Here is a 15,574-nt window from a genome sequence, read left to right as displayed (position 1 = left end):
CCGCGTGGACAAGCAGCTTGTTACGTTCAATGCCGGTTCTTCGACCGTGAAGATCGGCACATTCGCATATGACGGGCCGAAAATTCGGAAGGTATCGAGAGGTGAAATCGATCTGAACGGTACGCCGTTGACCTTTCGGTTGCGCGGCGAAAAAGGAAACCTGAACATTACGCTGTCGGCTACAGGCACCGACGATATAGTCACCATTCTCGAAGAATTGTTCGCAAAACTGTCGGACCATATCAATCCGACAAACATTCTGGCCGTCGGCCATCGCGTCGTCTTTGGCGGCGACCAATTCGCTGAACCGATATTGTTAGACGACAAATATATCGACGCTATCGAACGCTTGTCCATGTTCGCCCCGCTTCACCAGCCGAAAAGTGTCGCACTGATAAAGGCTATCCGGCACCTCTTTCCGCATCTTGCACAATCAGCTTCCTTCGATACCGCCTTTCATCAGACCATACCGGATACCGTCCGACGTTTTGCAATTCCGCGCGACTTCCATGAGCGTGGGATAAAACGATATGGCTTTCACGGCTTGTCCTACAAATCCATCATCAGCAATTTTTCCCTCCGGGAGCCGAAGCTTGCAGGTGGAAAAATCGTTGCTGCCCATCTGGGAAGTGGGGCCAGTTTATGCGCCATGAATGGTGGTAAAAGCGTCGATACCAGCATGAGCTTCTCAACACTTGACGGCATTCCGATGGCCACACGTTGTGGAGCCCTCGATCCAGGCGTTCTTCTGCATTTGTTGCAACAGGAAAATATGCAGGCCGATGAGCTTTCGGATCTCCTGTATCATCGCTCCGGCCTGCTCGGAATGTCGGGGCTGAGTGGTGATACGCGTGACCTGCTTGCAAGCGATGACGTACGAGCCCGGGAAACGCTTGCCATCTTCACTGCGCGCATAGCCGGAGAGATCTGCCGCCTTGCGGCCACGCTTGGCGGTCTCGACGCTCTCATCTTCACTGCAGGAATCGGAGAACACCAACCCGCAATCCGTGAGGCGGTCTGCCAGCGCCTCGCCTGGCTCGGTTTTGAAATCGATGCATCTGCCAACGATGCCAGTGCTTTTCGGATCACGAACCGATCGTGTCGGGCGGCAGCGTTCGTACTTGCTACCGATGAAGAACAGATCATCGCCTCTGAAACAAGAGAGGCCATCCAGAACACTGCAGCAACCGCACCCCGGCGCGACTGTGTATCAATCAGCGAAGGAGACAGAGCATGAGCAAAACAACAGCCCACGGCCCCTTGGCACCGCAGCAACTTGCACTGATCGATCGTTATTGGAGAGCCGCAAACTATCTTTCCGTCGGGCAGATTTACCTGATGGAAAATCCCTTGCTGCGCAAAGCGCTGGAGCCGGAGCATATCAAGCCAAGATTGCTGGGGCACTGGGGCACGACGCCCGGCCTCAACTTCATATATGCGCATCTCAATCGCATCATTCAGGAAAGGAGTGCCAATGTAATCTACATATGCGGGCCGGGTCACGGCGGGCCGGGCATGGTGGCGAACACCTATCTCGAAGGTTCCTATTCTGAAATATACCCTACGGTAAGTGAGGACGAAGCGGGCATGCGCAAGCTGTTCCGGCAGTTTTCCTTTCCCGGCGGCATTCCAAGCCATGTCGCGCCGGAAACACCAGGTTCCATCCACGAAGGCGGTGAACTTGGATATGCGCTGGTACATGCGTATGGCGCCGCTTTCGACAATCCCGGTCTCGTTGTCGCTTGTGTGGTTGGCGATGGCGAAGCGGAAACGGGAACTCTTGCAACCTCGTGGCATTCCAACAAGTTTCTCAATCCGGCGCGCGATGGTGCCGTGCTGCCCATCCTGCATCTGAACGGCTATAAGATTGCAAACCCCACGGTCCTTGCCCGTCTTTCCGATGACGATCTAACCGATCTCTTCAAGGGATACGGCTATGAGCCGTTCTTCGTCGAAGGCAGCGAACCCGAAGCCATGCATCAGAAAATGGCGGCAACGCTCGATACAATCTTCACACAGATCGAGAAGATCAAGAAGAATGCCGATGTCAAATCGTCGGAACGTCCCCGCTGGCCAATGATCATTCTGCGCAGCCCGAAAGGCTGGACCGGTCCGAAGGAAGTCGACGGTCTCATCGTTGAGAACTACTGGCGCTCACATCAGGTACCCGTCGCCAACTGCCGTGAAAATGATGCGCATCGCAAGATCCTCGAGAACTGGATGAAAAGCTATGATCCGCAGGACTTGTTTGACGAAAAGGGCGCATTGAAACCTGAACTGCGAGCGCTTGCGCCGAAAGGCGCGTTACGCATGGGTGCCAATCCACACGCAAATGGCGGGCTACTGCGCAAGGAACTTCATACGCCCGACTTTCGCCAATATGCCGTTGACGTCACTGAACCGGGGTCAACAGACGCTCAGTCGACGAAGATACTTGGCGAATATCTGCGCGACGTGCTCAAGCTGAACGAACCTGAGAAGAATTTTCGCGTGTTTGGTCCAGATGAAACCGCCTCGAACCGCCTCAGCGCTGTTTTCGATGCCAGTGACCGTGTATGGATGGCTGAAACCCTCGACATAGACGATCATCTTTCAGCCGATGGTCGCGTGATGGAAGTGTTGAGCGAGAACCTATGCCAGGGCTGGCTGGAAGGCTATCTGCTGACCGGTAGGCACGGCTTCTTCTCCTGCTACGAGGCTTTCATCCATATCGTTGATTCCATGTTCAACCAGCATGCAAAATGGCTGCAGGTTGCGCGCGAATTGGAATGGCGAAAGCCCGTCTCCTCCCTCAACTATCTCCTGACGTCTCATGTGTGGCGTCAGGATCATAATGGATTCTCGCATCAGGACCCCGGTTTCGTCGATCTTGTCGCCAATAAAAGTGCTGACATCATCCGCGTCTATTTCCCACCCGATGCCAATACGTTGCTGTGGGTTGGCGACCATTGCCTGAAAACCTGGGATCGCGTGAACGTTATTGTCGCGGGAAAGCAACCGGAACCGCAATGGCTATCCATGGATGAAGCCGCGCGCCATTGCGAGGCCGGTCTTGGCATATGGGATTGGGCCGGAACCGAGGACGGTCTGGAACCAGATATCGTCATGGCCTGCGCGGGCGATGTTCCGACGATGGAAACTCTTGCCGCAGTCGATCTTCTGCGCCGGTCTTTGCCGCATTTGCGCATCCGTGTGGTGAATGTCGTGGATCTAATGGTGCTCCAGTCACCACAACATCACCCGCACGGCCTTGCCGATGACGCGTTCGACCGGATCTTCACAACCAACCGGCCAGTAATTTTTGCTTATCACGGCTATCCCTATCTCATTCACAGGCTCGTCTACAAACGCACCAACCATCCCAACTTCCACGTACGTGGCTTCATCGAACAGGGAACGACCACAACTCCGTTCGATATGACGGTCTTGAATGAACTCGACCGGTTCCATCTCGCAATGGAGGCAATCGGACGACTGCCGCTGACTGAAGATATTGCTGCCCCCCTAATAGCTGAATTCGAGGAGAAACTGACACTTCACAAGCGCTATATTCGCGAGCATGGCGAGGACATGCCGGAAATAAAGGATTGGAGATGGCCATACAAACAAAATGGACAAGCTGGCTGATCCTGCTCGGAACCGTTCCCGATCTGGCTTGTGGGTATCAAATGTCCGGTTCAGCTCACCAGGCAACAAGCCAATACGCGCGATCAAAGCTCGCGCTATCGCGCTCTATTCCAAGGCTGGCAGTGTGCTCCCCATTAGAGCGCGTTTTGATTTGCTTGAAGAGATGGGCGCTCTAATCTGTTTGTTTTGACGCGCCTCTTGTTGTGATGCTGGCTGGGCGCTTGACGTTTTTCGAGATGCGCTCCAAGTCTTGATTACGTTGAGCATATTCGAGGGATCAGAAAGCTCCAATGGTTGCGTATGATACAATACGCGAAGTCGCTTCCCAGGCAGAATTTCATTCATAAATGCAAAAAACCCCGTGGGGTTGCCACGGGGTTTTTGTTGATTTGGTTGCGGTGGCAGGATTTGAACCGTTCGTCGGGGAATTGATTCACAGGATCACTTCCTTGTCCTCCTCACCCTTCAGGTTATGAGCCTGATGAGATGAGACCGTTAAAAAATCGATCCAGTGAATCGATTTTAGGTCGAACGGGCTGGTCCATGAAGCTTGCACAAGCCGTACAGCTACGAGCAGGATGGCGTATGCACAAAGCATCCAGTATTTTCAGGAGTGTTTGGTTGCGGGGGCATGCAACCAACGATTCCTGCGATTGTTCGAGCAGTCAATCCCGAATTTTGCATAGTTTTGTACCTCATCATGATCCCCATTGACGGTACAGCGGTCGATTTCGGTGTGCGATCCTCACCTATACCCAAATCCGGAGTCGGTATTTGTTCGTTCGCCAAACATGGCTGGCGAACGAATCCGTTAAAAATGCTTAACCACCGTAAAGCGAGCTATTTCTTCACAAGCGAGCATTCCGATTTTTCCAAAGGTTGGAAGGCGTTTTCAGGTGGAATAGTCGCCAACAACTTATAGTAGTCCCATTCGCCTTTGGATTCTGTGGGTGTCTTGACTTCAAACAGATACATTTCGTGCATCATACGACCGTCGTCACGGACATGGCCGTTTTTATAGAAAACGTCATTCACCGGCAGCTCCCGCATTTTCGCAACCACCTGCTCTGTATCATCAGTACCAGCTTCCTTGATCGCCCGCAGATAATGTAAAACAGAAGAATAGACGCCTGTTTGCAGCATGTTTGGCATAGCTTTGCGCTGTTCAAAAAAGCGCTTTGACCAAGCTCGGGTTTCATCATTCATGTCCCAATAGCTGGCTTCCACAATCGTTAGACCCTGCGCTTCTTCAAGTCCGAGACCGTGAACGTCATTGATAAATCCGCCAAGGGTTGCAACCTTTTGCCCGGCTTGCGTAAGGCCAAATTGCGCTGCCTGCTTCACGGAGTTGATCGTATCGGCACCAGCGTTTGCGAGTGCTACGACATTCGCGCCAGATCCCTGAGCCGTCAGTAGAACTGATGCAAAATCGCTGGTTCCAACCGGCAAGCGGGTACTGCCCAGAACCGTGCCCCCACGCGCTTTCACGACATCGCCTGTCTCTTTTTCAAGACCATGCCCAAATGCATAATCCGCCGTAACAAAGTACCAGCTATTCATGCCCTGATCGACGAGGGCCTGCCCCGTCGTATGGGCAATTGCGTATGTGTCATAGGCCCAATGCATGACATAGGGACCACAAAGATCATTCGTTATGCGCAGTGATCCGGGGGAACTCAAGACAATCAATTTATTTTTCTGTTTTGCAACTTCAAGAGCCGCAAGCGCCGGAGAGGAGGACGCGACGTCGAGGATTGCGTCAACTTTATCTTCATCGAGCCATTTTCGGGCAATAGCTCCGCCGATATCGGGCTTGTTCTGATGATCCGCACTCACAATTTCAATCGGCATACCAAGAACGGTTCCGCCAAACTCGTCTACGGCCATTTGCGCGGCTGTGATTGCCCCCATACCAGTGATATCAGCATAGACGCCGCTCATATCTTCAATGAGGCCTATGCGCACGACACCGTCGCTTATCTTTTCCTGAGCGACACTTGCAGACGAGGCAAGCATTGCGGTCAGACACAGTGTGCTGCCTAGAAACTTCAAAGATATTCCCATATTGATGCACCTCCCAATGCAGATTATTTTCAGCAATCAAAACAGCTCTGAGCGTAGGCTTTGAGCAAATGCCTCTGCCCGTTCAAGGGCGGCTAGGGATAGCCCGGTCGAATATCCCTTCTCCTGCAAGTGCCGCACAAGAGACGATGTTTTGAGATTTCCTGCTGCACCCGGCGCATAGGGGCACCCACCAAGTCCACCCGCAGCACTGTCAAAAGCACGAATACCGTAATCAAGAGCTATGTCGATGTTCTTGAGCGCCTGACCGGATGTGTCGTGAAAATGGCATGCCAACTCTTCAGATGAGAACTGCGCGGTAACATTTTTAAGCATGGCATCGACCTGATCAGGTGACGCGCAGCCAATCGTGTCGGCGAGAGCGATTTCCACACAGCCGAGTGTGCGCAGTGCAGCCACCACCTGAGTCGTCGCTTGGGGCTCAACGAGACCTTCAAAAGGGCACTCTGTCGTGCAAGACACATAGCCACGCAACCTTGCCCCGTATTCGTGCGCAAGCGCAGCAATCGGAACAAACCGCTCAATGCTTTCTGCTATGGAGCAGTTTATATTCCGTTGGGCGAATGTTTCTGACGCACTGGTAAAGACCGCCACTTCCTCAACACCAATACCCAATGCATTGGCTGCGCCCTTTTCATTGGGCACCAGCACCGAACGTATCACCCCCTTCGCCCGTGGCACATTGCGCAACACCGTCTCATGATCGGCCATCTGTGGCACCCAACGCGGTGATACAAAAGCAGTTACTTCAATGCGTGACAAACCGGCATCGGTCAGCAACTCAATCAAACGCAACTTGTCGATAGTCGGAACGATGCGCTTTTCGTTCTGCAAACCGTCGCGTGGTCCGACTTCAACAATTGTGATGTCGGACATCAGTGTACCGCCGCATACATGATGGCCTCTTCCGTGGCGACGCGGCGATCCATTTCCTCGACGATCTTACCCTGCCTGGCGATCAGTATTCTGTCGGAAAGCGTAAGAATTTCTGGCAGATATGAAGAGATGACACAAACCGCTATACCTTCATCTGCTAGTTGATTGATGAAGGCATGAATTTCCGCGATTGCCCCGACATCGACACCACGCGTTGGTTCATCAAACACAACTAGCCGGGGTTTCTGTACCAAAGCTTTGGCAATAACCACTTTCTGCTGATTACCACCGGAGAGCTCGATAACCTTCGCATCCGGATCAATGGCACGAATGTTAAGCTGTTTGCGCCAGATCTCTGCAAAATTACGGGCCTCTCGCATCGACACAATGCTAAACCCACCAAATGCCTTTCCTCCCACATCACCCATATAGATATTCTCGGCAATACTCATCGTTTCGAAAAACCCTTCGGCCTTTCGCTCTTCCGTGACATAGACAATGCCTTCCCGCACCGCCGGTGCTGGCACACGATAACGCTTCGATTGGCCGTCAATTTTGATCTCGCCACCATGGAAAAAATCACGTTTGAGCACACCGCAGACCACTTTGAGGGTTTCGGTACGCCCCGACCCGACAAGACCAAACAGACCGGTTATCTGCCCGGCATAGACAGAGAAAGAGGTATTACGCACCATCTTCCCCATAGAGAGATTTTCAACCGAAACGATTTTGTGCCCGCGCTTACGTGGGGCGCGATGTTTATCTCCATAAAGCTCACCTGTGAGCTGGCGACCAACCATGTACTGGATCACCTTTTCCCGGTCGAATGCAGAAGCTACATCAGACGCAACGACCTTCCCGTCACGCAATATCGTAATACGATCGGCAATTGTCAGGGCTTCCTCCAGCGCATGACTTATGAAGATGATGGAAACCCCATCTGCTTTCAGCTTTTTGATAAGCTTGAAGAAGTAGCTTTTTTCCTCTGGTGTGAGCGTTGCCGTAGGCTCATCGAAAATGATGACCTTTGCCTTATGATGAACGGCCCGGGCGATTTCGACCATCTGCTTTTGTGCAGCACCAAGTGAACCGACAATCGCCGATGGATCAACATGAAAATTAAGCGACTGCAGAAATTGCTGCGCCGATATATAAATTCCACGCAGACGGTTGAGAAAACTCTCATTACCCAGATAGATATTCTGCGCAACAGTCATGGAAGGAACGAGGCTGTTCTCCTGATAGACCATGGCGACACCATGAGCCAAACCTTCTGCAGGCGTTGCAAAACGCGCTGGCTTACCATCGACAGTCAGCTGCCCCTTTGAAAGCGTGTGTACGCCTGCGATAACCTTGGTGAGCGTCGATTTTCCAGCACCATTTTCACCGAGCAACGCGTGGATTTCTCCTGCCTCAAGCCGAAAATCCACATCCGAGAATGCCGGAATTCCGCGAAATTCCTTCGTTGCATTTTTGAGTTCCACCACTGGCTTCATGTGACCGCCTCCGAAGAAAGGTGAAGATCGAACGGTTCATCAAGCGCGGTGTGAGCAATGGCTAGAACTTCATCATTGCCACGCGCAGTGACGAGGACACCACTATTGTGCTCGGCAATAGACGTTACACCATGTCGCTTGCCATCAGCCCGACTATGGGCGCTCCAGACAGGCTGAAACTCTGGGTCCAACCGGGTTACGAGACCATAAGAGCGCGTAGGAGCCCATGGTTTGTGAATGCCAAGGCGAATAACGCCACCTGACTGCAATGGTTCTTTGAAGCTTCGACCTGACGCCAGCGATGGCGCTATCCAGTAAGCCGGTTCTATCGTCTCCATCATTTCACGGAGAAACCGAGGTTCTCGCAAAACGAATTCCTGCAACTGGGAGCGAACAGCAAATAAAGTGAGCCAATAACCACCCGTCGATGACCGTATAAGACGCCCCGGATACGCTGGCAGATCATCAAGAGCTGCATAATGGGTGTTGGTGCCATTACCCAATCGCAAAACACGGTGCTTCCAGGCCTCCGAAACCAACACCGTCAGATCATCTACAAGGCAAATACCGGCCGGCCAACTGAGATCTCGGGCAATTGCTTTGGTTTCACCTTTGGCAAGATCTATTTTGAAAACAGCTCCCGAATTGCCATGGCTCAGAAGATCATGACGCCACTCGGAAGGGGAAAAATGCGCCGACCCATTACAGACCAGTATTGTGTCTTCGCTCTGAAAGACTGCAGCTATCGGAGCATTGATACGATCGACACCGCTGACCCCGATAGACTTACCATCGTGCGGGCCGCCATAAATGTGAAGCCCCCCGCTTTCCAATCCTATAGCCAGCGCGCCAGAGGCTGATATTGCAAGAAAACTCACCGCGGCTGTCTCGCGTTGCAACAAGATGCATGCGTTATCCGCCTCAAGTCGGAAGACGTCGGAACCGGAAGAAAAGAAGACCAAAGAACCACAGCTTACAACATTGTCAGGCTGGTCGATCACGGCCAGAGCCGCCATGCGATCAAGATAATTGTTGGGTTTCAAGGCGCCGTCCATTACGGGTACAGTGATAGAGCTTTCTCCACGCCCTCCCATAACACGATCCATCATTTTGCGTAGAAAGCGGCTCATGGCGTGTTCCCCCAATAAGACAATTGCGAAGTCCAGGATGGATCTGCATGAGGCAGTTTCAGGCGACCAATACGATCATTATAAAGCCCACCAAGATACAGATATCCTTTGTGCTCCCGCATTGAGGTTACCATCGGGTGGTTTTCACCGCCGAGATCCCAATAAGTATCGAGTATCTCGCCTTGAGACGTAAACTTCAGGACGCAGCCGGTATTGATATTCGGGAACAACCATTCATCTTGTGCGACACGCTTCGCCATTCGTTTGCGCATACCAGGCATTCGTAACATCAGATCGAGCGCAGGTGTCCGCATTCCAACCAAAGCAACCCAGAAATTACCATCCGAGGAGCGATTGATATTGTCGGGATAACCGGGAAGATTTGGAATGACGGGTTCGCAAGTTCCCTTCTTGGGACCATCAAACCAGTAGCGGTTGATGCGACAACCCCATGTTTCGGCGAAAAGAAAGGACTGCCCACCAGTTTCCATGCAGACGCCATTGGGGAATTGAAGGTTGCGCAGAATTGTACGCGTCGACCCATCGCGCGGGTCGAAACAGATGAGCCGACCATTCCCACGGCTTTCCAGCGCGTCGGTCGCCCAATCATGCATATCGTAGCGAATTGTTGCTTCCGAGAAGAAGATACGTCCATCCGGTGCGATGTCGAGATCGTCGGCCAGTTTAAGACGCGAGTCATCGATCACAGAAAACGCCGTTCTGTTAGTTTCGTCTGTCAACTTCCGAACCTGTCGGTCAGGTGAGACCTGATAAAGCCCCATGCCGCCGATACAAACATTCAAATTATCATTCGCGTCGAAGGCCATACCGAGCGGGTGTCCTCCGATGTGTACGAAGACCTCCCATCGCACATAATCGGGTGCGAAAAAGCGTATGATATCACCATGGCGATTAGGACAATAAAGATTGTCTTCGCGGTCGAAGATAACGTCTTCCGGTCCTTCGATTTCACCCTTGCCAATGAGTGAGACACTCTTGAGCTTATCGTTGAGTGCATAAGGGCTGGCCGAGTCAGTATCCGTTTCCGGCAGAGCACCCAATCGGAAATAAGCCGGGGAAACATAGACCTTGTTGAGTATCTTGTGCCGGTTCTTGAGCCAGCGAACATCGATTGCAACAACAAGGAGCAAGACAAGGCCAAGGATCATTGAACTGATCCCGCCAGAAATCCCAACTCGAACCATGCTATCGGTAAGGATAAGCACAACGACCGCGCCCAGTACCGACTTCATAACAGAACCACGACCACCACCAAGCGAATTTCCGCCCAAAACGGCTGCTGTTAGAGCTGCAATTTCCAGACCAAATCCGGTATCTGAACCAGCAGAATTCAGCCGTGCGGCAAAAAACAAACCGGCTATGGAAACCAGAAGACCCGACCAGACATAGGTCATGAAAACGGTGAAGCGCACGTTCAATCCGGCATTATAAGCGGACCGGCGGCTCCCGCCAACGGCTGTAATATGCCAACCCGCGCGAGCTCTTGTCAGAACAACATGCCAGAGGATCACAACCGCAACAGCCACTAAGAAAGAAAAGGGAACCCCAAATACATTTCCTTCGCCGAGGAAAAACCACAAATCCGATTCCGGAAAGCCTGCAGAAATCTGAACCGCATAGCGTAGTATAATAATATCGACTATTGAACGGATAATGATGAGTGTAACCAGGGTCGTCAAAAATGCGCGAATACGAAGATAACCGATCAAGAATCCGTTGATCGCTCCACACAGAACTCCAACTCCGAGCGTTGCGATCACACCGGCCCATACCGGCCAGCCCAGCAGATTCATACAGATCAGTGCGGTGATGTTTGCAAGCGCAAAGACACTGCCGACTGACAGATCAAGTCCGCCAGCCAGCAGAACAATCCCCATCGCAACAACAACCAGCGAAAACTCTGATAGTTGTCTTGATGTTTCAACCAGGCTCGACAGGTTGAAGAATTGCGGGTTCTGGAACAGGAAGAAGCCAATAACCAGCAGTGTCGTGAACACCGGTACAGCATTATCGCTCCACCTTTTTGTGAGCACTTCTCCGAGCATTTTCTCAGGAAAATAACGGAAATAGAGCCTCTCAAGCGCTTCCATCTGATGCACCTTCATCTTATGCGGCAATGTCTGAATTCGACTGGAGCAACTCCAGTCGGCCGATGGTCTTTATTTCCTCAGAACATCGAGGTCCCAACAGCTGGTATTCGACATCGTCTCTTTGCTGACGATCTTGTTGGGGGTGTAAAGGGCGAACTGGAGTTTACCGGCTGGTTCCGGGGACTGCAGAAGAACTTTGATCGCATTGTTGAGATCACGTCCCTGCCCTTCGACGTCATAAGATATGACTTCGTTAAATGTCCCGTTTTCCACTCCCTGACACGCAGTCTTGTTACCGCCGCCAGAGGTTATCAGATAGATGTCTTTACCAGACTCTTTGATCGCAGCGCCGGTGCCAGCATCCATCGCATCCCAGAAGCCTATAATTCCGCAGAGATCCGGGTTCTGCTGAATGACAGTCTGCGCAATGCCACGCGCCTTTGATTGATCCCAGTCACCAGTCTGGCTGGACACTATCTTAATATCGTCGCGGTCCTTGAGTGTCTCGGTAATCGCATTGAGCTGATAAACGCTGGCTGCGGCGGTCGCAGGCCCTTGGATCAACGCGATCTTCCCGCTTTTACCGCTCTCTTTACCGCATTTTTCAATCATGCGGTTAGCAGCATATTCTCCGATTCCATACCAGTCAGCTCCAACGAAAGCATCCGTCTGATAACTGGATTTCATATTAACCTGAATGACCTTGATCCCCGCATCAACGGCCTTCTTCAACGTTCGTGCATAGGACGCAACGTCAAAGTTCTGTACGATGATAAGATCGGGCTTTTCGGTAATCGCCTGCGTTAGTGCTCTGGTTCCGGTATCAGTAGACCAGTTAGCATCGCGAATATCGAGAGTATAACCAAGCCGGCTCGCCTCTTTTCCCATGATTGCCGCCCAGCCTTCGGGCAGATCGAAACTCATAGACATAGGCACAAAGACAACTTTTTTGCCTTTGAGCGCGTCAAGAGTGGGCTGTCTCAACGTATCGGCCATCCCCTCTTGTGCCTGGGCGGCCGATAGCCCCAAACCAGATAGAGCCAGACCGATAGCCAATCCGGCATGCAACAATTTTTTAATCAACATAATCTCCTCCCAGTCAGAATGTTGATAAGTTCAGATATCTCCCTGTTGCGATGTCTGTTCGTCGCGCGGATTGATGACCGCATCTACGATTAGCGCACAGAGCAAAACCGTGCTCTTGACCAGGTTTTGAACGGTAAATGAGATGTCCAATATGGTCATTCCATTGAGCAGAAGACCGATAAGGATTGTGCCAACCAAAACGTTGCGAATACCACCGCGTCCTCCGGTAAGACCTATGCCACCAAGAATCACCACCAGAAGCACGTCATAAATCAGCGTTGAATTGACCATCCGCATATTCATGCTGGCGATAGAAGCGGCTGTTACACAGCCAGCAAGAAAAGCCATTATCGCGGAAATGACATATTGAAGAATGATCATTGGTCGAACCGGAATGCCGGTGATCCGGGCGGTGGAGATATTGTCGCCGATCGCGTAAATGAACCTCCCCAACCCGGTCTTGCGTAGAAACAACCCAAGCAACAACGCAGCTACACCAAAAATCCAGATTGGCATTGGGATACCAAGGAAGTTACCGCGCCCAAGGAAAATAAACCAATCCAGATTATCTGGAAGATTGTTGACGTCGAGCTTCGCAATGAAGCCCCGCCCCATTCCATAAACAATCGCCGAGATCGCCAGAGTTGCAAATATGGCTGGCATTTCGACATAAGCGATCAGAAACCCCATAATCACAGCTATCGCTATGACAAACAGGAGTCCCATCGCCAGAGCGAAGGGAAAACTGTAGCCTTGGTTTGCCATAACAATAGACAGTGTTAGTGAGACTGCCATAACCGCGACCAGCGAAAGATCAACACCGCGGCCGATCACAACAACCGCCATCCCAAGGCTCAGCATACCAAGTATCGCAACATTTCGGATAAAGTTGAGAATGTTGCCACTGGTAAGAAACCCGTCGAGTGTGACTGCGAAAATGCCGAACAGTACGACCGACACCAAAACCACAATTGCCTCCTGCGTGAGAGGAATATGGCGCAGCGATCTGCTGGACACTTGCTTTTTCCGATCAGAGGTTTCAGAGATCGCCATCACTTTTGCGCCCCTCTGTTAGCAAAGGCCGCGAGGCCCCGCTGCGCATCTTCACTCGTAAATGTGCGTTGTCCGAGACCAGCTTCCCGCTGGAATGCATCTTGCAATGGCAGATGTTGTAAAGTCAGCGCTGCTTCCTTGATCGTTTGAACGGCGGTTGCGCTTAATGATGCGATCTGACGGGCGGTTTCCTGAGCCGCATCGTTGACATCGGTCGTCTTAAGGAGATGATTGACCACCCCAACTCGGTGCATTTCAGCAGCAGAAAACCGCTTTGCTGTCAGCATGATTTCCATTGCATGTGCGTAACCTATCTGGCGAACAAGCCGCACAAGTGTCCCGCCTGCAGGTACAAAGCCGTGACCTGCTTCCGGCAACTGAAATTCGGCGTCCTCTGCTGCAATGCGGATATCGGTTGCAAGCATAATTTCGAAACCGCCGCCCAGACAAAGACCTTTGATGGCGCTGACAACAGGTTTGAAAAATCCTTCGACCTTCAGATGTGCCGGGTCCCATTCAGAAATATCGAAGCGACCTTCCGCCAAGGCAGGTATGGATTCGGTCAGATCCGCACCAACACAGAAGGCCCGGTCGCCGACACCAGTCAGCACGATGACGCGCACTTCATCATCTTTACCCGCTTCATCGAAGGCTTTGCCAAGATCGTCGTACATGGCAAGCGTTAAAGCATTCAGCTTACTGGGGCGGTTGATGCAGATGGTGGCAACACCACCATCTTTGCAGTAATCAATTGTCATCAGATTGCCCCCGCAGTCTTAAGACGATCCAGTTCTTCTGCACCAATACCAACCAGCTTTTCCAGAACCAGAGCATTATGTTCGCCCGGTGCAGGTGCCTTTTCGTTGTCCGTTTCCTGCTTGCCTGAAAGCTTGATTGGCAAGCCGAACATGCCGATCAACTTTCCAGCGACGGGCACGTTAACAATCATGTTTCGTGCAGCGATATGCGGATCTTCAACAACTTCGGCGATTGTCTTGATGGCACTCAGCGGCACTTTATCACCCGCCATATCCTCAAGTTCAGCCTTGGTATAGTTGGAGAACCATCCTTCAAGCAGAGGTTTGACAACCGTTTCAGCAACAACCGGGTCAAACCGCTTTTCCATTGTATTGATCGCTTGATCGCTCGCCCGCTCTGGTTCCCCAAACATGGCACAGGTAATTGCCCAGAACTTGTCTGTGTAACCACCAAAGAATACAAATCCATCCTTGCACCGGAATTGGCCGTATGGGCGCACAAAGGGATGGTCATTGCCAAGCGGTGTAGCCACTTCCTTTTGAGCAGTATAACGAACCACTGCATTTTCGGTGAGTGTTAGAACCGAATCCTGTTGTGAGACATCGACTACCTGCCCCTGCCCCGTACGTTCCGCTTCCCTTAGTGCTGCGATTGCACCAATGGCTGCGTAAAGCGACGCGGCAAGATCACCTATGATCGTCCCTACGCGCACCGGTGGACGGTCCGCATAGCCATTCATCGACCACAAGCCACCAACAGCCTGACCGGTATTATCATATGCCGGTCTTGAGGCATTGGGGCCGGTTCGTCCATATCCGCTGATTGCGGTGTAAACGAGCTTGGGATTGATGGTTTTTAAAGTCTCATAACCCAGACCCAGCTTGTCCATTGTTCCTGGACGGAAGTTCTCGACAAGAATATCAACCTTCCCTACCAGTTTGCGCAGCAACTCCTTGCCTTCATCGGTCTTCAAGTTGACCGTGATCCCAAGTTTGTTGCGGTTAAACTGCGTGAAGAATGCACTGAGTTGTTCTTCGTCTTCTCCGACGAATGGAGGGAATGTGCGTGCGTAATCCGGTTCATCAGGATGCTCTACCTTGATTACAGTTGCACCAAGGTCTGCCATCAACATCGAACAAAACGGTCCTGCGACAACGCGTGTTATATCCAGAACGGTCACGCCTGCCAGCGGGCCTGTGCGCCGGGCCTGCCAGCTGTCGAATTCGTTTTGTTTTGCCATCTTGCTCCTCCCAGAGTCTGAACTTTCAGCTTTACCCCTCCGATAAAGCGCAAAATCCAGCGAGATGAAATAATCAATTCGGTATCGGACGGAAAGAAACGGATTACCGTTCAC

At 51.8% G+C, this 15,574-nt stretch carries 11 protein-coding genes; 2 read left to right on the top strand and 9 right to left on the bottom strand.

Going from position 1 to position 15,574, the window contains the following annotated elements:
* Window positions 1–4 precede the first annotated feature (4 nt).
* Complete coding sequence (locus FIB18_RS19765) at window positions 5–1,237, top strand: acetate/propionate family kinase (protein ID WP_140022323.1); 1,233 nt, start codon at window positions 5–7, stop codon at window positions 1,235–1,237.
* On the top strand, window positions 1,234–3,627 hold the full coding sequence (locus FIB18_RS19760; protein ID WP_140022322.1) for a phosphoketolase family protein: 2,394 nt from the start codon (window positions 1,234–1,236) through the stop codon (window positions 3,625–3,627). Before FIB18_RS19765 ends, FIB18_RS19760 begins: the two co-directional genes overlap by 4 nt.
* 840 nt (window positions 3,628–4,467) lie before the next feature.
* Here FIB18_RS19760 and FIB18_RS19755 read toward each other — a convergent pair.
* The 9 genes from FIB18_RS19755 to FIB18_RS19715 form a co-directional block, all read right to left on the bottom strand.
* The gene (locus FIB18_RS19755; RefSeq protein ID WP_140022321.1) at window positions 4,468–5,691 is read right to left on the bottom strand and encodes an ABC transporter substrate-binding protein; all 1,224 of its coding nucleotides are present in this window, start codon (window positions 5,689–5,691) and stop codon (window positions 4,468–4,470) included.
* A gap of 36 nt (window positions 5,692–5,727) precedes the next feature.
* Complete coding sequence (locus FIB18_RS19750) at window positions 5,728–6,585, bottom strand: hydroxymethylglutaryl-CoA lyase (RefSeq protein WP_140022320.1); 858 nt, start codon at window positions 6,583–6,585, stop codon at window positions 5,728–5,730.
* Window positions 6,585–8,081, bottom strand: a complete 1,497-nt coding sequence (locus FIB18_RS19745) for a sugar ABC transporter ATP-binding protein (protein ID WP_140022319.1) — start codon at window positions 8,079–8,081, stop codon at window positions 6,585–6,587. The genes FIB18_RS19750 and FIB18_RS19745 overlap by 1 nt, the downstream gene beginning before the upstream one ends.
* Window positions 8,078–9,211, bottom strand: coding sequence for a strictosidine synthase (locus tag FIB18_RS19740; protein ID WP_140022318.1), 1,134 nt, complete (start codon window positions 9,209–9,211; stop codon window positions 8,078–8,080). Before FIB18_RS19740 ends, FIB18_RS19745 begins: the two co-directional genes overlap by 4 nt.
* On the bottom strand, window positions 9,208–11,322 hold the full coding sequence (locus FIB18_RS19735) for an ABC transporter permease (RefSeq protein WP_140022317.1): 2,115 nt from the start codon (window positions 11,320–11,322) through the stop codon (window positions 9,208–9,210). The genes FIB18_RS19740 and FIB18_RS19735 overlap by 4 nt, the downstream gene beginning before the upstream one ends.
* Before the next feature lie 69 nt (window positions 11,323–11,391).
* Complete coding sequence (locus FIB18_RS19730) at window positions 11,392–12,408, bottom strand: sugar ABC transporter substrate-binding protein (RefSeq protein WP_140022316.1); 1,017 nt, start codon at window positions 12,406–12,408, stop codon at window positions 11,392–11,394.
* Window positions 12,409–12,438: 30 nt separating this feature from the next.
* Window positions 12,439–13,461, bottom strand: a complete 1,023-nt coding sequence (locus tag FIB18_RS19725; protein WP_140022315.1) for an ABC transporter permease — start codon at window positions 13,459–13,461, stop codon at window positions 12,439–12,441.
* A complete protein-coding gene (locus FIB18_RS19720) occupies window positions 13,461–14,219 on the bottom strand; it encodes an enoyl-CoA hydratase/isomerase family protein (protein ID WP_140022314.1) in 759 nt (252 codons plus the stop codon). The genes FIB18_RS19725 and FIB18_RS19720 overlap by 1 nt, the downstream gene beginning before the upstream one ends.
* On the bottom strand, window positions 14,219–15,574 hold the full coding sequence (locus FIB18_RS19715; RefSeq protein ID WP_235894931.1) for a CaiB/BaiF CoA transferase family protein: 1,356 nt from the start codon (window positions 15,572–15,574) through the stop codon (window positions 14,219–14,221). Before FIB18_RS19715 ends, FIB18_RS19720 begins: the two co-directional genes overlap by 1 nt.

It is taken from the genome of Brucella pecoris (assembly GCF_006376675.1).
GTDB lineage: Bacteria > Pseudomonadota > Alphaproteobacteria > Rhizobiales > Rhizobiaceae > Brucella > Brucella pecoris.
Note: the sequence above shows the minus strand (reverse complement) of the source record. Positions and strands in the feature narration are given on the sequence as shown.

What these genes read in the sequence shown, in the direction of transcription:
- FIB18_RS19760 (WP_140022322.1), top strand. Translation starts at nt 1,234, where the DNA reads ATGAGCAAAACAACAGCCCACGGCCCCTTGGCACCGCAGCAACTTGCA.
- FIB18_RS19755 (WP_140022321.1), bottom strand. Translation starts at nt 5,691, where the DNA reads ATGGGAATATCTTTGAAGTTTCTAGGCAGCACACTGTGTCTGACCGCA.
- FIB18_RS19750 (WP_140022320.1), bottom strand. Translation starts at nt 6,585, where the DNA reads ATGTCCGACATCACAATTGTTGAAGTCGGACCACGCGACGGTTTGCAG.
- FIB18_RS19745 (WP_140022319.1), bottom strand. Translation starts at nt 8,081, where the DNA reads ATGAAGCCAGTGGTGGAACTCAAAAATGCAACGAAGGAATTTCGCGGA.
- FIB18_RS19740 (WP_140022318.1), bottom strand. Translation starts at nt 9,211, where the DNA reads ATGAGCCGCTTTCTACGCAAAATGATGGATCGTGTTATGGGAGGGCGT.
- FIB18_RS19735 (WP_140022317.1), bottom strand. Translation starts at nt 11,322, where the DNA reads ATGGAAGCGCTTGAGAGGCTCTATTTCCGTTATTTTCCTGAGAAAATG.
- FIB18_RS19730 (WP_140022316.1), bottom strand. Translation starts at nt 12,408, where the DNA reads ATGTTGATTAAAAAATTGTTGCATGCCGGATTGGCTATCGGTCTGGCT.
- FIB18_RS19725 (WP_140022315.1), bottom strand. Translation starts at nt 13,461, where the DNA reads ATGGCGATCTCTGAAACCTCTGATCGGAAAAAGCAAGTGTCCAGCAGA.
- FIB18_RS19720 (WP_140022314.1), bottom strand. Translation starts at nt 14,219, where the DNA reads ATGACAATTGATTACTGCAAAGATGGTGGTGTTGCCACCATCTGCATC.